The sequence below is a fragment of the Micromonospora lacuserhaii genome (assembly GCF_036902735.1).
Lineage (GTDB): Bacteria > Actinomycetota > Actinomycetes > Mycobacteriales > Micromonosporaceae > Micromonospora.
In genome coordinates, this window is the sequence record NZ_JBAKHO010000018.1 from 1 (window position 1) to 16,460 (window position 16,460).

The 16,460-nt window shown below is 70.3% G+C and carries 18 protein-coding genes and 1 tRNA gene; 5 read left to right on the forward strand and 14 right to left on the reverse strand.

Annotated elements, in window-relative coordinates; genetic code table 11:
• The first annotated feature begins 105 nt into the window (after positions 1–105).
• Together V6U81_RS14455 and V6U81_RS14460 are read left to right on the forward strand one after the other, a co-directional pair.
• Positions 106–759, forward strand: a complete 654-nt coding sequence (locus V6U81_RS14455; RefSeq protein WP_334489379.1) for a hypothetical protein — start codon at positions 106–108, stop codon at positions 757–759.
• Positions 760–1,020: 261 nt separating this feature from the next.
• Positions 1,021–1,860 carry a PSP1 domain-containing protein gene (locus V6U81_RS14460; protein WP_334489382.1) on the forward strand — a complete coding sequence of 280 codons (840 nt, stop codon included), beginning with the start codon at positions 1,021–1,023 and terminating at the stop codon, positions 1,858–1,860.
• 16 nt (positions 1,861–1,876) lie between these two features.
• Here the strand turns inward: V6U81_RS14460 and V6U81_RS14465 are convergent, their stop codons facing one another.
• On the reverse strand, positions 1,877–3,619 hold the full coding sequence (locus tag V6U81_RS14465) for a metallophosphoesterase family protein (protein WP_334489386.1): 1,743 nt from the start codon (positions 3,617–3,619) through the stop codon (positions 1,877–1,879).
• A gap of 133 nt (positions 3,620–3,752) precedes the next feature.
• Here V6U81_RS14465 and V6U81_RS14470 point away from each other — a divergent pair.
• Positions 3,753–3,826 (forward strand) — tRNA-Thr (locus V6U81_RS14470).
• Positions 3,827–3,843: 17 nt separating this feature from the next.
• Here the strand turns inward: V6U81_RS14470 and V6U81_RS14475 are convergent.
• From V6U81_RS14475 to V6U81_RS14510, 8 genes are all read right to left on the reverse strand, one after another.
• Entirely contained in the window at positions 3,844–4,977 is a 1,134-nt protein-coding gene (locus V6U81_RS14475) for a tyrosine-type recombinase/integrase (RefSeq protein ID WP_334489389.1), read from the reverse strand.
• Between the two features lie 3 nt (positions 4,978–4,980).
• Positions 4,981–5,166, reverse strand: coding sequence for a helix-turn-helix transcriptional regulator (locus V6U81_RS14480; RefSeq protein WP_250791967.1), 186 nt, complete (start codon positions 5,164–5,166; stop codon positions 4,981–4,983).
• Complete coding sequence (locus V6U81_RS14485; RefSeq protein WP_334489395.1) at positions 5,163–6,875, reverse strand: replication initiator; 1,713 nt, start codon at positions 6,873–6,875, stop codon at positions 5,163–5,165. The genes V6U81_RS14480 and V6U81_RS14485 overlap by 4 nt, the downstream gene beginning before the upstream one ends.
• The gene (locus V6U81_RS14490) at positions 6,872–7,516 is read right to left on the reverse strand and encodes a GGDEF domain-containing protein (RefSeq protein WP_334489399.1); all 645 of its coding nucleotides are present in this window, start codon (positions 7,514–7,516) and stop codon (positions 6,872–6,874) included. Before V6U81_RS14490 ends, V6U81_RS14485 begins: the two co-directional genes overlap by 4 nt.
• A complete protein-coding gene (locus tag V6U81_RS14495) occupies positions 7,513–8,121 on the reverse strand; it encodes a DUF2637 domain-containing protein (protein WP_334489401.1) in 609 nt (202 codons plus the stop codon). The genes V6U81_RS14490 and V6U81_RS14495 overlap by 4 nt, the downstream gene beginning before the upstream one ends.
• Positions 8,118–9,548: an FtsK/SpoIIIE domain-containing protein gene (locus tag V6U81_RS14500; RefSeq protein ID WP_334489404.1), complete on the reverse strand. Its 1,431-nt coding sequence runs from the start codon at positions 9,546–9,548 to the stop codon at positions 8,118–8,120. Before V6U81_RS14500 ends, V6U81_RS14495 begins: the two co-directional genes overlap by 4 nt.
• A 3-nt stretch (positions 9,549–9,551) precedes the next feature.
• Positions 9,552–10,016: a hypothetical protein gene (locus tag V6U81_RS14505; RefSeq protein WP_334489407.1), complete on the reverse strand. Its 465-nt coding sequence runs from the start codon at positions 10,014–10,016 to the stop codon at positions 9,552–9,554.
• An 86-nt stretch (positions 10,017–10,102) separates the two neighbouring features.
• On the reverse strand, positions 10,103–10,528 hold the full coding sequence (locus V6U81_RS14510) for a hypothetical protein (protein ID WP_334489409.1): 426 nt from the start codon (positions 10,526–10,528) through the stop codon (positions 10,103–10,105).
• Between the two features lie 157 nt (positions 10,529–10,685).
• Here V6U81_RS14510 and V6U81_RS14515 point away from each other — a divergent pair, with 157 nt between their 5' ends.
• Positions 10,686–11,495 carry a GntR family transcriptional regulator gene (locus V6U81_RS14515; RefSeq protein WP_334489412.1) on the forward strand — a complete coding sequence of 270 codons (810 nt, stop codon included), beginning with the start codon at positions 10,686–10,688 and terminating at the stop codon, positions 11,493–11,495.
• Complete coding sequence (locus tag V6U81_RS14520) at positions 11,492–12,235, forward strand: PP2C family protein-serine/threonine phosphatase (protein ID WP_334489414.1); 744 nt, start codon at positions 11,492–11,494, stop codon at positions 12,233–12,235. Before V6U81_RS14515 ends, V6U81_RS14520 begins: the two co-directional genes overlap by 4 nt.
• Positions 12,236–12,536: 301 nt before the next feature.
• Here V6U81_RS14520 and V6U81_RS14525 read toward each other — a convergent pair whose 3' ends face one another.
• The 5 genes from V6U81_RS14525 to V6U81_RS14545 form a co-directional block, all read right to left on the reverse strand.
• A complete protein-coding gene (locus tag V6U81_RS14525; RefSeq protein WP_334489417.1) occupies positions 12,537–13,187 on the reverse strand; it encodes an HAD family hydrolase in 651 nt (216 codons plus the stop codon).
• A gap of 597 nt (positions 13,188–13,784) precedes the next feature.
• Positions 13,785–14,408: a hypothetical protein gene (locus tag V6U81_RS14530; protein ID WP_334489420.1), complete on the reverse strand. Its 624-nt coding sequence runs from the start codon at positions 14,406–14,408 to the stop codon at positions 13,785–13,787.
• A gap of 32 nt (positions 14,409–14,440) precedes the next feature.
• A complete protein-coding gene (locus tag V6U81_RS14535) occupies positions 14,441–14,569 on the reverse strand; it encodes a hypothetical protein (RefSeq protein WP_334489423.1) in 129 nt (42 codons plus the stop codon).
• 436 nt (positions 14,570–15,005) lie between these two features.
• A complete protein-coding gene (locus V6U81_RS14540; protein WP_334489425.1) occupies positions 15,006–15,647 on the reverse strand; it encodes a hypothetical protein in 642 nt (213 codons plus the stop codon).
• Positions 15,648–15,880: 233 nt separating this feature from the next.
• Entirely contained in the window at positions 15,881–16,237 is a 357-nt protein-coding gene (locus V6U81_RS14545) for a hypothetical protein (RefSeq protein WP_334489427.1), read from the reverse strand.
• Positions 16,238–16,460: the final 223 nt, after the last annotated feature.

Here is a 16,460-nt window from a genome sequence, read left to right on the forward strand (position 1 = left end):
GGCCGCCGCCCGGCTGGCCGCCGCCGCGGCCGCCGTGCGCAGCGCCGCCGACCACTACGCGGCCGCCGACGACACCGCCCGCCGCCGGCTGGCCGGAGAGCGGTGATGGACGCCCTCGACCGGCTCGCCGAGCCGGCGCTGCACCTGCTCGCCCGGGTCGACACCCTGCTCGCCGCCGGCGCACCGGAGGCGCACCCGGTCTGGCCGCTGCTGCGCCGCATGCAGGTGCTGCCCGGCGACGCGCTGCGTGCCTTCCTCGACCTGCATCCGGCGCCGCTGGCCGGCGCCGGGCATGCGGTGCGCCGGCTCGTCCCGGCGTACGACGACGCGTGCGCCGCGCTGACCGATCCGGGCATCTGGTCCGGCCCCGCCGCCGGGGCGTACGACGAGGCCCGCTCGGCGCTGCTGCGTCACCTCGACGAGGGCCCGGAGAGCCTGGTGGGGCGGCTGGAGTCGACCGCCGGGTACGCCGACGCGCTGGCCCACTGGGTGGAGGGGAGTCGGCTCGCGGTGGCCCGGGTGCTCGCCGACGTGCTCGGCTCCGCCGAGGCGGTCCGGGTGCTCGGGGCGACCGGCCAGGAAGCGGGCCGAATCGCCGGGGCGGAGATCGCCACCCGGGTGCTCTCCGTGCTCGGGGTGGCCTACGACGGGGCGGAGACCCTGCTGCGCCAGTGGTCGCCGAGCCTGGCCGAGTCGACCTGGCGGTCGCCGGCGGGCGGGGCGGCGAGCTACGAGGGCACCACCCGGGTCGGCCGCTGAACCGCTGCACGGGCCACGGCGCCGCGCGGGGCGGCCGGTTCGCACCGGGCCCGGCAGCGGCGCCGTGGTCTTCCCTGCACCCCCCGCAGGTCTGCCTCCACTCAACGGCACCGGGCCGCCGTTGTCCCCGGCCGACGGCACTATTCAGCCGTCCGGGCGAGGAGCATGCACACGATTCGACGGCGTCGATGACTGCACGGGGTAACCGTTCGGCGACGGGTGGCCGGGTCGGCACCGGCCGTCCGTCGTAGGGTGGGGGCCATGGGCATGCTCTGCGCGGTCAGCTTCAACCGGTACGGGCGCCTCTACTACCTCGACCCGGGGGAGTTCAGCCCGCAGGTCGGCGACCGGGTGCTGGTGCCCACCGACGACGGGCCCGAGGTGGCGGAGTGCGTCTGGGCCGCCCAGTGGGTCACCGAGTCCACCGACGGTTTCCCGAAGCTGGCCGGCATGGCCGGCGAGGAGGACCTGCGCCGCGACGAGCTGCTGCGGCGGCGCAAGGCCGAGGCCAAGGTCGCCGCGAAGCGGCTGATCCGGGAGCACGGCCTGCCGATGAAGGTGGTCGCCATCGACCACGTCTTCGGCACCGCCGACGGTGACGGCGACCGCACCACGGTCTACTTCACCGCGCCGCACCGGGTGGACTTCCGCTCGCTGGTCCGCGACCTGGGGGCGACCCTGCACTGCCGGGTGGAGCTGCGCCAGCTCTCCGCCCGCGACTCGGCCCGGGTGCAGGGCGGCATCGGCTCCTGCGGTCGGGACCTGTGCTGCGCGACCTTCCTCAACGACTTCGAGCCGGTCACGATCCGGATGGCCAAGGACCAGGACCTGCCGCTCAACCCGCTGCGGATCTCCGGGGCGTGCGGCCGGCTGATGTGCTGCCTGAAATATGAACACCCCCTCTACCAGCGCTTCCAGGAGTCGGCTCCGCCGATCGGCAGCCGGGTCACCACGCCCGAGGGTGACGGCAAGGTGGTGGGCCACAGCGTCCCCCGGGACGCCGTCACGGTACGGCTCGACGCCGACGGCTCCCGCTGCTCCTGCTCCCGCGCCTCGGTCTGCGGCCCCCGTCAGGCCCACGACCAGCAATACTCCACCTGATTCGGCGGCTCCCCGCTCAGCGCAGGGTGATCGGCGGCTCCGCCAGCCGCGCCCGCAGCGACCCCTTCGGGACCAGCCAGGAGGCGTCCGGCTCCTGGTCCGGGTTGACCGCCCAGTCGTGGTTCACCCGGTCCACCGCCACCGGATAGATGGTCAGCGAACCGTCCGGATCGAACCGCATCCGCAGGAACGACTTGGCGTCCTCGATGCCCTGGGCGGCGAAGAGCTCGTTGACGTTCACCCCGAGCGATCCGGCGACCAGCAGGTAGGCCGCCACCACCTGGCTGGCGACCAGACCGGCGACCGGGCCGTAGAGGACCGCCGCGGCGACCGCCGGCAGCGGCCACGGCCAGTCGTACAAGGGCAGGTGGAGCCAGGCCCAGGTGCCGGCGGCGGCCAGGGCGACGTGGGCCAGCCCGTGCCCCACCCCGAGCATCCAGTGCCGCGCGTGCCGCTTCCCGCCGGCGCTCGGTGGCTTGGCGAAGAAGCCCGCGCCGAGCAGTGTCACCGCCAGCATGATCACCAGGGGGACGCTGAACAGCCGCTGCTCGGTGGTGTCGACCCGGTTCGCGGCCACCCCGGCCATGGCCAGCATCAGCAGCGTGTGCAGGGTGCCGAGCAGGGTGCCGAAGCCCGGGTTGCGCCGGGGCAGCCGGTGGAAGATGCCCCAGCCGTACCGCCGGGAGCGGACCGGGTCGGGGTAGCGGGCGACCAGGTCGTACCCGCGGGTCTGGCTGGCCCGCCGGGACAGGGTGTCCTTCGGCGGCACCTCCAGCCGCTCCGGGAGCTTGTGCGTCGGGTAGAGGTACGCCCCGCCGCCGCCACACGTGATCAGTTGCCGCTCCGGACCGGCGTACCGGGCGTAGTGGTGCAGGTCGCCGGAGATCAGCAGCCGCACGTGCGCACCGGTGGGGGCGATGATCGTCCGGATGAAATAGTCGATCGAGTCGTACGCGGTGGGGTGGTCGACGGACTTCACCCAGGTCGGCGCCGGCACCACCAGGATCAACCGGCTCTGCGGCCCCAGCCGGCCGGCCACCTCGTCGAAGTAGGCGAGCTGCGGGTCGTCCAGGTAGGACCCGGACTGGTCGTCCAGGCCCAGCAACCACCAGTCGGCCGGCAGCTCGACGGCGAAGTACGACCGGGACTGGCCGGTGCTCCAGCCACCGAAGTGCCGGTCCCGGGAGCGGACGAAGAGCCGCAGGAAGGCCGTCAGGCCGTCGTACCAGTCGTGGTTGCCGGGGACGGCGAAGAGCGTCGGCCGGTCGGACGGCGACACCGGCAGCGCCGCCTGGTACGGCCCCTTGCACCGGTCCTCGTACGCCGCGTAGTCCGCCGACGGGTAGACCTGGTCGCCCCCCATCACCAGGGTCCGGCCCCGGGGCAGTTGGTGCCCGTCCACCTCCAGCTCCGGCTGCGCCAGCAGGTACGCCACCGAGTAGGTGGCGTCGAAGCCGTCGCCCAGGTCGGCCACGTAGTCCAGCCAGAGCCCGCCGTCCGGCCCGACCTGCTTGCCGATCTTGGAGTCCAGTGCGTTCTGCAGCTCCCGCTTGTCCAGGTACGCCCCGAACAGCATCGCCAGCAGCGTGCGGATGCCGGTGCTGATCAGCAGCGCCGGCGCGAGCCACGGCACCGGCTTGCGGGGGGTGAAGCCCAGCTCGAGGGGATCGACGCTGAGCGGCCGGCGGGCCGCCCGCTCGCCCGGGGCGTGCTCGTCGTGACCGGGATCCTGCGCGGGGGGACGGTGATCGTCGCTCACCCGCCGCAGCGTAGTCCCGCTCCGCTGCCACCGCTGTCCGGCAGACGACCCGATCGCGCCCGATGTCCGGTTTCCGGCGGCGGGTAACCCCCTCGGCCGGTGAGCGGGTCGTGCCGTACACTTGACGATCGTTGCCGCCTTAGCTCAGTCGGCTAGAGCGACGCACTCGTAATGCGTAGGTCGACGGTTCGATTCCGTCAGGCGGCTCGGTACAGAAGCCCAGGTCAACGACCTGGGCTTCGCCGTTTTCCAAGGTCGATTACATCGCCGCTTCCGGGTCGAGTCCTTGAATAGTCCTTGTCCCGTGCAGCGAACGCCTCGTCCAGGCGGTGGGCGACCGCGTCCAGGTCGTCACCGAACAGCCCCGCGTACACGTCCAGGGTCATCGACGCCGAGGCGTGCCCGAGCATCCGCTGCACCGCCTTGACGTTGGCTCCCGCCGCCACGGCCAGACTCGCCGCCGTATGCCGCAGATCGTGCGGAGTCAGCCCCGCCAGACCAATCGACGCCGCCGCCGGCCCGAAGACCCGCGTCCGGAAGTTGGTGTTGCGCAGCGGCCCGCCGTTCGGGGCGGTGAACACCAGCGAGTCCCGACCCTTGCCGGCGACGTGCGCGGCCAGCTCGTCGACGAGGAAGCGCGGAATCGGCACGGACCGCCGCTGGTGATTCTTCGGTGTGCCCTCTACCAGCTCCCCGCCGACCTCCGCGAACGCCACGGCCACGGTGACCCGACGCCGCAGCAGATCCAGCCGCGATACCCGCAGCGCAGACGCCTCACCCCACCGCAGACCCGTGTAGGCCAGGAACCGGACCAGCAGCGCATAGCGCCCGCACGCCTCCGCGAGCCTCGCCACCTGGTCGTGGTCGAGGAACACCGGCTCGCCTCGCACCACCCGAGGCAGCCGCACGCCCTCTGCCGGATTCCGAGACATGCGGCCGTCCCGTACGGCGTGGGCCAGGGCCAGCGACAGCACACGGTGCGCATACCGGACCGTTGCCGGGGCGAGTCCGGACGCGGTGAGCCGCTGGACCCAGGCCGCTACCTCGGCGTAGGAGACTGCCGAAAGCGGGGTGTCCTCCCAGGTCGGAAGGATCTGCCGCCGTAGGGCCAGCTCATACCGGGCGCGAGTCGATGGCTTGAGCTGCACCTGAGCCGCCATCCACTGCGCCGCCCAGGCGCCCACCGTCACCCGTGCCCGAGCGGGGTCGATCCAGTCGCCCCGCGCGACAGCCGCCTTGGCGGATGCCTCCCACCGCTCCGCATCCGACTTCCGATCGAAGTGCCGAGCGATCTGCTTGCCCGAGGCGTCATAGACGCGCGCCCGCCACTTACGATTCGGCCGCTTCTCGATGCTCACCGGCTACGCCGCCTGCTTCGCGAGCCAGGCCCGCACGTCTGCCGGGTCGTAGCGCAGGTGCCGACCCACCCGGGACGCCCGCGGGCCGATCCGGCGGTAGCGCCACTGATAGAGGGTGCTGACCGGTACGCCGAGGAAGGTCGACACGTCCTCGGCCGTCCACAGCGGTTCGATGGTCCGGGCCTTCATGCTGCTTCCTCCTGCGTCGTGGCAGTTGCCGAAACATCGGGTGGTGCCTGGTTGCGTCTCGCGGCGTCGAGTTGCACCCGCCATTGGATGCGTTCGGAGATGGCGCGCAGGACCCGGTGCCCGAGCGGGGCAACGTCGGGATCGGTGGGTCTGGCGAGTTCCCACGCGTGGCGCTGTTCGCCGCCGGGCGGGGCGATGTCGGCGTCGGTGGTGACGCCCAGGAGGGCCTTGACCCATTCGCGGCGGTCGGCGCGGTGGTCGGTGAGGGTTTTGCCGGACCATTGCCGGGAGATGAGGACGCGTCGGCCGCCGATGCCGAGGGTGTCCCGCTTGTGGACCTTGTTCTTGCAGTTGCCCGGCCGCAGCCCCGGTCGGGCCTTCTTCGGTTGGACGCCGTAGAGCAGCCAGTTGGCGCACCGCTCCGAACATGGCGTGTGCCGCAGTTCCTGCCAAAGCCGTTCGAGGTGTGCGCGTTGCCGGCCGGTGGTCACCTGGTGGCAGTCGGCGGCCTGCTTGGTCAGGTACTTGGTGATGTAGCCGACGCACCGGTCGGCGTCCTTGGTGCCGGCGAGGACGCCCTTGGCGTCGACCTGGACGCCGAAGCGGACGACGTGCACGGGTTGGGCGTCGGGGTCGGCGTCGACCAGGTCCAGGGCGTCATCCCACGACGGCAGCAACCGGCCCGTGGTCGGGTCGGTGTAGCCGCCCGCGTCGGCGTCCCACTGCGGCGCGTTGCCCGGCTCGTAGCCCCGGTGCTCGACGGACGGCCACCACACCTGGTGATACGTCGCGGCGGCGACCTGCCGCACCAGCGCCCGGGGAATGGTGCCCCGGATGGCGAAGTGCGCGTGCGGGGCAAGCCGGCGTTGCGGTTCCACTGCCCCGGCGTACTGGACGTTCCAGCCGACCGCGCGGCGCATGTTCTGCCAGAACCGGTCGAGCAGCCGGGGGAAGTGCACCGCGTCCCAGGCGGCCCGCCGGTAGTCGTAGCTGTCCGGGTCGACCGGTGCGCCGTCGGAGTGGACGCGGCCGTAGGAGCCGAGGGTGAGGGTGAGGAACATCGACGGCCGGAATACCTGCCCGCCGTGCCCGTCGTAGGTGCGGCCGACCGTGCGGTTGTCGACGGGGAGGCGGGGCAGGTCGGGGGCGTCCTGCCGCCGCTTGGTCGACCGCACCCGCCGCTTGCCGTCACCGTCCTCCTGGTCCTCGCCGGCATGCAGAGGGGCGGGACGCCCGCGCATGCCCTCGGTGGTGATCTGGCCTTCCAGTTCCTCGATGGCGTCGTCCAGGTCGGCGACCTGATCCCACTGCGAGGCGCGGGCGGCTTCGTCGCGGGCGAATTCCAGGTGAGCGCGGGCGACGATCAGGCCGCGTTGCGCTTCAGTAGCCGGTTGGGGGTCGGGGTCGGGTTCGTCGTCGCGGTGCCATCCTTCGCGGATCTGCTGCTGCCGCAGCTTCCGGGCGCGGGTGGCGCAGGCCGGGCATTTGGCTTCCTGGGTGGCGCCGCACGGCATGTCGATGACTTCGGTCTGGCCTGAGTCCAGGTCGGTGCGGCGCAGGGACACGGGGCGGGTGCAGACGCCATAGTCAGCGGCCAGATCCTTGACCACGTCGACGGAACGGGGCATGAGCATCCGGGCGGCCCGGGAGCCCGGCCTCGGAGCTCCGGTGTCGGGGGCGAGGCCGGGCAGCGTCGGGGTGATGGTCATCGGCCCACCCCCACAGAGGGAGCGAGGTCGCGGACCCGCAGACAGGGGCGGGGGTTGGCGGTGGCGTGGTCATCGCGCAGCGGGTCGAACGCCACCACGCCGGCCCGGGTGGTCTTCGCCCGGTACATGGCCGCGTCAGCGTCAGCCAGGGCGACGGCGAGCCCGGCCGGGCTGGCGGGGGCGAGCCCGATGCTCGCGGTGACCGACACGTCGAGGCCGGAGGGGAGGCGGACGGGGGCGGCGATGGCGGCAGCGAGGTGGCGGGCAGCCGCGGCCGGGTTCGGGTCCAGGAGGAGTGCGGCGAACTCGTCCCCGCCGAGCCGGGCGGACACCCCGTGAACCTGTCGGAGCCGGGCGGCGACGGCGGTCAGCACCAGATCCCCGGCGGCATGGCCGTGGGTGTCGTTGACCGGCTTGAACCCATCCAGGTCGACCACCACCACCCATGGACGCAGCGGGGCGAGCTGTTCCCAGCCGGCGGCGAGGCCGGCGCGGTTGGCGAGGCCGGTGAGCGGGTCGCGCAGCGTGGCGCGTTGCAGGGCGGCTAGCTCGTAGCGGGCGACGTAGAGCCGGTACTGATCCCAGGCGAAGACGGCGAGGCTGGCGGTCAGGAAGAGGCCGGAGAGCAGGTGGTCGGTCATCGGGTCACCTCTCCGATCAGCGGGGTGCCGTTGCGGCGAACGAAGGCAGCCGGCGGCACCGGGGCGACCGGAGCCGGGCGGGCAGGCTCGGCCGGGACCAGGGCGACGGGCTCAGCAACGGCCGGCGCAGCGGTGGGGGCCGGAGCTGGCGGGGTCGACGGCGTGACCGGGCGGGCCGGCGCGGAGCCGACGGCGGGGGCAGGGGTGGCACCGGTGGACAGGACGAGCTTGGACAGGCCGATGAACGCCAGCGCGGGCACGGCGGACAGCAGCCACCCGGACAGGCCCGGCTTCGCCACCGCCAGCTGTGCGGCCAGGGAGAGGGCGACGGCGGCGACGAGCAGGAACATCGGGTAGCCGATCGGCCCGCCGCTGCGGCGTCGGCGGCGGATGGTCAGCAGCGCAGCCGCGGGGATCAACTCGGAGATGACGGCGTTGGCCCAGCCGAACCACTCGCCGGTGCCGGCCGGGGAGTTGTCGAGGGTCCAGTCCTTGACGTGGGTAAACGATGCGGCGCCCGCGAAGCCGGCGACGATGAGCAGGATGACGACGAGGACCAGGCCGTCGATCCGGTCGGCGCGGGTCGTGGTGGGGTGGGGTTTCATGCGGCACCGTCCAGGACTTCGCCGTCGATCACTCGGAGCCGGCCGTAGGTGTGGGCCATGTCGCGGATCTCGTCATCGGTGAGGTAGGAGAAGCGGACCCGCATCGGGGTCGGGTCACCGTCGATGACCACGAACCCGACACCCGGCAGGGACTGCGGGATGCGGTCGCACAGCGCCCCGCGATCGCGCATCCCCTCGCCGAGCACGAGGTCGACTTGCGCGGCCTCGGCCAGGCGCAGGCCGATGCGGGTGGGGAACAGGTCTCGGAACGGCAGGACTTCCTTGCGGGGGTCCTGGATCGCGGCGACCACGTGCACGCCGACCGCGCGACCCTGGCTGAGCAGGATCGACAGGGCGGCCTTGATCCGGTCCTTCAACTGGCGGTCGGTGAGGTAGGCGGTCAGGTTCGCCAGCTCATCGATCACCAGGACGATCAGCGGGTCAGCCGGTGTCGGGGTGTGCTGGCGGGTGCGGCCGTAGAGCTTCCCGGCGCGGGTCTTGGCGACCGAAGCGGCTTCCTCGATCAGCTCGCACATCGCCGTGTAGTCCTTGCGGGCGAAGCGGGTGAACATCGGCGCACCCATCCCGAGTTCCATGCCGCCCTTGGGGTCCAGGCCCCAGATCTGCACGAGGCCGGAGGCGACACCGGCGGCCAGCGAGCGAACCACGGACCAGATCACCGAGCCCTTCCCCGACCCCGTCGCCCCGACCACGAGGACCTGCGTGCCGAACAGACGCAGCTCGTAGCCGTCGCCGTCCTCGCGCTTGCCCACGGGCAGGGCGGTGAACTCCGGCACCGCCGGCACCGGCACCGGGCGGACCAGCTTGGCGAGGGGGTCACCGCGGAACAGGTGCAGCAGCACCACATCCGGACGGTTGCCGGGGGCCGCCTTGACCTGCCGCACACCGAACGTGTGGGCGAGGCGTTCCGCGACGCGGGCGAAGTCGTCCGGGATCTGCCCGGTCACCATCCGCACCGTCACCACGTCAACGCCCGAGGAGCAGCGGACGCGGCGCAGGACGGGAAGGACGGTGTGAGAGTCGAAGGACACGGCGAGTTTGGCGGTGACCATCGCGGCGTGCCAGTTGCGCCGGTACAACCACCGCCGGAACCGGGACAGGACCGGCCACCAGCCGAACCGGAGGAAAGAGGGCCGGTGGCCGAAGGCCCAGCTGGCGGCGACGACGGCGACCAGGACCACGACCCCGACCGGGCCGGCCCACCCGAACCGCAGGTACAGCCAGCCGAACAACGCGGCCGGGGCGGTGACGTACCAGAACCGGACCAGGACCACCGCCAGCCGGGCAACCGCCTTGAGGGTCCACCAGGACAGGGCCAACCACAGCGGGATGCGAATGAAGGGCGTGCGGACATTGATCGGAGCCGAGTTGATCCGGTCACCCCGGATCACGTTGACCAGCGGCACGACTCAGCCCTCCCCGGCCGACGCGGCGGCGGTGAACAGGGAGCCCTGCCCGGGGGAGCCGGGGCGACGGCGGACGACGCGACGACGGACCGGGGGCCGGGCGGGCATCAGCGCGGCCAGGTCGACCGGCCCCGTCAGCGGGGCGGGGACGTGGCGGGTCATGGTCGGCAGCCAGCTGCCCCGACCGAGCACGGCGCGCAGGTCGACACGGTCGCTCACGTGCGGGGCGATCAGGTCCGGGTCCAGGTGGCGGAGCTTCACCACCGTTCGCGCCAGCGCGGCGGCGGCGGCGGAGATCTCCACCAGGGCAGCCACCCGCACGGCGTCGGCCGGGATGGTGGTGTAGACCTGGCGGGCGGCCTGGATGCCCGGCCCGGCGAGCAGCATGACTGCGCGGCGGTGTGTGCGGCGGTTCGGGGCGGGGCGCGGGTTCCCGGCGATGCGGGCAGCGTCAGCTAGCGTGGGCATCAGCCCAACTCCTTTCGAGGAGATGAGGTGCAGCGCGGGGCGGGATTCGACTTGGCGGAAGAGGCCCGCCCCGCGTGCAGATCTGGTCAGGCCGCCTGCTTCACGGCCGCGGATTCGGTCATCGCCCCGGCGCGGATCGACCACGCCTGACGCGCCCGGCACTTCCCCGAGCCCTTGCACCGCTGCGAGTCCACGTAGGGCGTCAGCGTCACGTCGGTGAACTCCACCGCCGGCGGATAGCCCGGGATCTTCGACGCCGGCGGCACCGGCTGAACCGGCGCGGCGATCTTCACCTTCACTTCCTTCGACCCGCCGAACTTCCCGGCCTCCGGGTCCAGGTCCAGAACCTTGACCACCCACAGGCGCTCGCCCGTGTCCTTGTCACGCGCCTGGTCGTCACCCTGGCCGCGCTTGTCGAAGTCCGTCACCGGCTCCACACCCAGGCACAGCGCGCCAGCCGGGAACACGTAGTCGAACGGAACCGGCACCTTCAGTGCGTTCGGAACAGCCACCTCGGCTCACTCCCTCTCGTCGCGGAACGCCGTCGGGTCCTCCCGACGCACGCGCCCATCAGATTGTCTTGGGATAATCCTGTACCGATAGTCTGGGGACAATCACGGACGCTGTCAAGGATTGTCTTGGGATAATCGCGGAGGAAGAGGTATCGAGATGCCCGTACACTCGCGTTACCAGGACATTGCTTCCAAGATCCGTAATCGGATCGAAGCTGGAGAGTGGGGACCAGGCGCCCGGCTTCCTCGCCTGGACGACTTCGCGACCGAGTACGGCGCTAACCGTGACACCATCGGCCGGGCCATCGCTGTGCTGGAAACAGAGGGCTACGTCTGGGCGGTGCAGGGCCGCGGGATCACCGTGCGCTATGGCACCATGCGCCCGCGTCGTCCTCGTGGTGACATGGTCAAGCGCAACGAGCAGGCCACCGGCTACTCGTTTCCCTCTGCCAGTAGCCAGGAGGTGTGGGTTCGCCACGGGGAGGCGGTCAACGCTCCCGCACCGCTCAACGATCCACGCATCGCCAAGCTGCTAGGCGTCACGCCGGGCACCGAGGTGCTGCGCCGGTTCCGAGTGACCGGCCCAGCTTCCGAGGCGCCGTTCCAAATCAACATCTCCTGGATTCACCCACGAGTTGCGGACATCGTCGCCGACGTCGACGCGAACCCGGCGGCCGGTGAGTGGCTGTACCGCATCGAGAAGGCCGGCCACTGGCCGATTAGTTGGATGGAGCTCCACCGGGCGCGAATGCCCAGCAAGGACGAGGCCGCGCTGCTCGACATCCCGACCAGCCTGCCCGTCCTAGAGATCGTCCGGGTGGGGACATCAGGAGCCGACAAAAAGCCGGTTGAGGTCACCGAGTACGTGGTCGCCAGCGACCGTGTTGAGACCGTGCACATCCTGCACCGGGACGAGAACGCGCGTGATCCGTGGCCGGACGATGACACGTTGGCAGGTCAGGCATGACTTCAAAACCCGGTGTGCACGCTGCGAGCCGGACTCACGTGGGCCTGGTCAGGCGACGCAACGAGGACTCCTTCTACCAGGGGCAATGGCTCTACGCCGTCGCCGATGGCCTCGGTGGCCACGTCGCCGGTGACATCGCGAGCACAACGGCAATCGACGCGGTGAAGGCGTACGACCGGCTGGTGCCGGCGGCAGACCTTGCCGACGTGCTCGGAAAAGCGATCAATGACGCCAACGACACACTCCGTCAGCGAATCCGCCAGGAGCCTGAGCTGGCAGGCATGGGAACCACCATGGTCGCCGCCCTGTGGTCAGGCGACACCGCAGTCCTGGCGAATGTCGGCGACTCCCGCGCGTATCTGATGCGCGACTTCCGAGCCGCCCACAGTCCGTTAGTTCGAGTCAGTGAGGACCACATCTATCGGCACCTCGTATCCGACGCGGGGGACGTGCCGGACCTGCCTGAGAAGCTGGCGCGCTTCCTTGACGGGCGAACCGACGGTCGGTCACCGGATCTGACCGTCCTGCAGCTCCGCCCTGGTGACCGGTTGCTGTTGTGCTCGGATGGGCTGAGTTCGTACGTGCCGGCGGACCTTATCCGCAGTGCCCTCAACTCAGCTGACAGTCCGCCGCACGTCGCCGACGCGCTCATTGCCGCCGCCCTCGATCAGGGTGGGCACGACAACGTCACGGTGATGGTCATCGACATCGAGGACCAGGCACTCGACGGCCGCCGCTGATCGGTCACCGAGGGACAACGGCACGGTGAACCGTCGTCCGACAAGAGATGCGCGACAGATCTCCGTCAGTTGAAGTGCGACATGTGCCAGGGAGTTGGGCAGCAGGCCCTCGGCGCGCGAACGCACGCATCTGTCGAGAACAGTACGTCTGGCCGCACCGGCGTCATGGAGGTCGCGCACCAGCCGGCGTACCACGACCAGCAGGTCGCAGCGGCTTCGCCGTAGCCTGCGGTGCTGCTGCTCATGAGTGCCAAGGGCTTCTCCGTCCTGGTGCGGTTGATGCTGTGGTGGTCGCGAGTGGTCAGGCTGTGTTCAGCAGAGCCGGGAGCTTGCGCATGTCGTCGAAGACCACCGTGTCGGGGCCTTCCAGCCGGTGGGCGGGGGTCAATCCGCCCGCATAGCCGAAGCAGCGCATCCCGGCGGCGCGGGCCGCTTGGACTCCGTACTGGCTGTCCTCGACCACGACGCACGCCGCGGGCGGGACACCCATCGTCGCCGCCGCGTGCAGGAACAGGTCGGGGGCGGGCTTGCCCTGGGCGACCTCGGTCGCGCTGAAGATGCGGCCGTCGAAGCGGGGATACAGGCCGGTGCGGCCCAGGGTGTGGCGCATCTTCTCGTGCGTACCGCTGGAGGCCACGCACGTCGGCTGGGTGATCTCATCGAGCGCCTCGTGGATCCCGTCGACGGCGGTCAGTCCGGCGTCCACCGCTTGGCGGTGTGCAAGCTCGAACCGGTCCGCCCAGGTGGCAGCCGTGGCATGTCCGAGGCGGGCCGCGATCTGTTCCCCGATGGACGTGCTGGACCGGCCGATGAAGCGCTCGATGACCTCTGCCTCGGTCAGTGGCCAGCCCAGTTCCGCGCCAAGCGCGATGTTGACGCGGACCGCGATGCGCTCGCTGTCGACCAGCACCCCGTCGCAGTCGAAGATGACAAGCCCGATCGAATTGATCATCCGAACAGGCTAGTCGAGTGGGTGGGGCGAACCTGGAGGCATCCACGGTCCCCCGAAAGCGCCGGATCGCCGTCACCGCCGAGGCGGTGGCCAACTCGGACAGGTCGACCACGTTGCGAGGCAGCACCAGCGTCCGGTGCACGACCGGGGCCGAGAAGGACGCCCGCTTCTGCCCCGATCCGCGCTTGGATGTCGCAGATCAGTTGGCGGACGACTATCGCGCATCAGTCGACGGAGGACAGCTGGCCGGATGACGCTGCCGAATTGCGCTCTATCAGATCAAGGCGGCCCGCAAGCGGGCCGCGCCGGCCCGGCCCCGGCCTGCTGGCGACCTTCGGCCGGCATCGGCCGGGCCGGCCGGCCACGCTTTGGGATGTCCAGGATCTAGAAGACCTCGGGGCTCCGCCCCGAACCCTGGCCCTCCTCAGAGATCAGCCGGGAGCGGATCACCTCGCCGGGCACCACAAGGGCTACCAGCCTCCCCGGACGGGGCCAAGGTCGTTCGTCCGGTAGGGCGCTCCACCTTGTCCCCGTCCGGGGAGGCTGGACGGTCTACGACTGCCCGACGAGGAGATCCGCTGCGAGGCAATCGGTTGGCTAAAGCCTGCCGCAGTATTTGCGAGCCAGATGACCGAAGGTCGTGGCTCCAGACGTGATAGAGCAATGCAGGATCCCGGTCGTCGGCACGGCCCACGACGAAAGCTCGCCGCTGACCTTCGTCCCACCGTTGGGTGCCGGGCAGAACACGGTGAAGCTGGCTTTGATCTTTTCCAATCCTGAGTAGGCCACGAGTCGGCCGGCCTGCTTGTTCTCTAGCAGCGTCGCCTTGGCAAGATCAGCCTCGTCCTCAGGCGGCGGAGCCAGTTCGACTGGCACCTGACGAGCCTCACTGAGCGACTCGACCAGGGTGGTGAGCCAATCCGTGGAAGACAGAGACGGGTCGGAAACCTGCGGCTTGATCGGACCTTCGGAATGCACCAGCACTGTCCTGCTCGCCGCGTCACCGTCTCGGACGAAGACGTTGGTGAGGGTCTTGGCCCGCGACACGTTCGACCACGTCAGCTTCGCCTCTGCGGGCGTGCAGGTGCTACGGACACCGACTGTGACTGCCGACGGGGCAGCATGGTTGTGACCACCACTCGGTGTGGGGGCCGGTGAGGAGCCGCAGGCGGCGACCAAGGCGAGGGCCGCCGACGCCGTGAGGCGCTGAAGCGCACGCATGACGGCTGCTCGACCGTTGGCCACGCGGACCTTCACGACCCACCCCGTGACCGGCGCTTGTCGGCGTCTTGGATCGCGTGCCGAACAGCCAGACGGATCACCCAGTAGAGGACGAACAGGCTCAGCGCGTAGACGAGAACGACTGCGATCGACTGTTCCATGATCGTGAACCATAGGGGTCTGCTGTCGGCGTCGCTACAGCCATTCGTACAGCCAAGACCACGCGCTGACGCCGACGATCCCCGACAACGAGGCACCGTTCCGGCCAGCTTTGCCGAGCCTACGGACCAGAGGGGCTGGCTTGGGAGCCAGGCGTGGGAGCCACCGGGGCGAACGGGGCCGGACGAGCCCGGACCGATCCAGTTGCCGAGAGCGCGGCGACCAGGGCGACGCGGACGTCCCCGAACGGCTGCGAAGTGGTCTTGGGAATCTACGGATCAGATGGCAGCCGGGCCGTCCACGGGCCAGTAGCCACGAGGTCGAGCGGGCACCAGCGGGCACGAGAGGTCTGCCGCCGCGTGGCCGCAGGCAGGCTTTTCGGGCATCACGGCCGGTTGAGCACGTCCTTCCAAACTGAAGCTGCCGAGCCTGTTGGCCCTAGTCGCGCGTGAGTCCTGGCGGAAGGGCGTCTTCGTCGGGCCCGACCCGGCGAGCGTTGAGCAGCGGATTGCGTTGCAGGGCGGCAATCAGGGCGGCCGTGCCGCCGATGTCGGTCCATATGTCGTCCCAGAGGGCGGAGACGACCCAGGAGTGATCTGCAGGGAAGAACAGATCGGGCAGCGATCCTTGTCCGGCGCGCATGTGGCCGGTCCGCCAGGTGAGGGCTTGTTCGGGTCCTGCTTCGACCAGCACATAGGGCCAGTTCCAGTAGAGGGACACCTTCGGAGCGAGGGGGAAGACGATGTCGTGGGCGCCCGTGTCGAGATAGCCCAGCCACCAGGGCTGGTCAGGGGTGTGCTGGGTGAGTACGTCGATCACAGCGCGTTCATGGGCTTGGACACTCACGCCGTCGGGGGGGTAGAAGGTGGCGTAGGCGTCGAACACCGGCGGTATCGCTGTGGTGATCGAGAAACCTTCCGTGGTTTTGCCAGCGATCCAGGCGACGTCGCCGGCCGTACCGATCCGCCAGCTTCGCCCGTCCTTGGTGACCTCTATGGAACCCATCATGATGGGATCGACCTTGGTATTGCGGGGTCTCGCGTCCTCGGGCGCGAGGCCCGGTTCCGGTTCGGTCGACATGCCTGCTCCTTGCCTCGGCCACCCGCCGGGCGCGCCATGGTCGGTATTCACGAGGCCGGGTCTGTAGGCCACCACTTCGACTACGCGCACATGGGTCGAGGGAAGCAGCCCGGCGTGCCATTAGCGTGCCATTGGGCGAGGACAACAGGGGCCAGCCGAGGCCACGAGAGACCGTCGAGACCAGGCGGCCAAGCCGGTGGCCTGCCGGAGATCGACAATTCCCAAGCTGACAGTCAGGATCCCGGCGAGGGCGAGGCAGACAGCTCCAGCTGGTCGCGGCGTACACGGAACTCGTCCAGGCCGTCCTGATCCTTCACATGGTCGACGGCGGTGGAGACGATGAGTGTCTTCCGGCCGGCCCTGTCCAGCTCAGCCCGAAGCACCTGGCAGCGGATGTGAGCAGGGACCGGAAGCGTCGTGGCCGGCGTGGGCTGGTCTCCGTGGAAGAAGATCGGAATCTTGTCTTCGAAGACCCTCGGTTTGCCGTCGGCATCGACCAGGCGTACCCGCACCCAGCCCGGAAAGTCGTACTCGATCAGCTCGACGGCTTGGACCTTCAGCAGTGACCAGGCGGGCGGGCTCGCGTTCATGCGTCGCATGGTGCCAGAGCTACTTGCCGAGCTGACAGCAATCACAGCGGCGATGACAGCAACGGATGACAGCAACGGCACTGGACGGACCGACGCAGCAGCGGACGAGTAGAGCGCCGCGATCAGCCGTTGCCGACACTCCTGCACCGAGCCGGACAGTCCGGCCGAGGCTACGGATCAGATGGCCGTGCGTTTGGTCGGCGTCAGTCCTCATCTAGTCCTC

Bases quoted from the DNA above. Each gene is read 5' to 3' on its own strand.
- V6U81_RS14455 (WP_334489379.1), top strand. From the start codon at position 106: ATGGACGCCCTCGACCGGCTCGCCGAGCCGGCGCTGCACCTGCTCGCC.
- V6U81_RS14460 (WP_334489382.1), top strand. From the start codon at position 1,021: ATGGGCATGCTCTGCGCGGTCAGCTTCAACCGGTACGGGCGCCTCTAC.
- V6U81_RS14480 (WP_250791967.1), bottom strand. From the start codon at position 5,166: ATGAAGGCCCGGACCATCGAACCGCTGTGGACGGCCGAGGACGTGTCG.
- V6U81_RS14485 (WP_334489395.1), bottom strand. From the start codon at position 6,875: ATGACCATCACCCCGACGCTGCCCGGCCTCGCCCCCGACACCGGAGCT.
- V6U81_RS14490 (WP_334489399.1), bottom strand. From the start codon at position 7,516: ATGACCGACCACCTGCTCTCCGGCCTCTTCCTGACCGCCAGCCTCGCC.
- V6U81_RS14495 (WP_334489401.1), bottom strand. From the start codon at position 8,121: ATGAAACCCCACCCCACCACGACCCGCGCCGACCGGATCGACGGCCTG.
- V6U81_RS14505 (WP_334489407.1), bottom strand. From the start codon at position 10,016: ATGCCCACGCTAGCTGACGCTGCCCGCATCGCCGGGAACCCGCGCCCC.
- V6U81_RS14515 (WP_334489412.1), top strand. From the start codon at position 10,686: ATGCCCGTACACTCGCGTTACCAGGACATTGCTTCCAAGATCCGTAAT.
- V6U81_RS14520 (WP_334489414.1), top strand. From the start codon at position 11,492: ATGACTTCAAAACCCGGTGTGCACGCTGCGAGCCGGACTCACGTGGGC.
- V6U81_RS14525 (WP_334489417.1), bottom strand. From the start codon at position 13,187: ATGATCAATTCGATCGGGCTTGTCATCTTCGACTGCGACGGGGTGCTG.
- V6U81_RS14530 (WP_334489420.1), bottom strand. From the start codon at position 14,408: ATGCGTGCGCTTCAGCGCCTCACGGCGTCGGCGGCCCTCGCCTTGGTC.
- V6U81_RS14535 (WP_334489423.1), bottom strand. From the start codon at position 14,569: ATGGAACAGTCGATCGCAGTCGTTCTCGTCTACGCGCTGAGCCTGTTC.
- V6U81_RS14540 (WP_334489425.1), bottom strand. From the start codon at position 15,647: ATGTCGACCGAACCGGAACCGGGCCTCGCGCCCGAGGACGCGAGACCC.
- V6U81_RS14545 (WP_334489427.1), bottom strand. From the start codon at position 16,237: ATGAACGCGAGCCCGCCCGCCTGGTCACTGCTGAAGGTCCAAGCCGTC.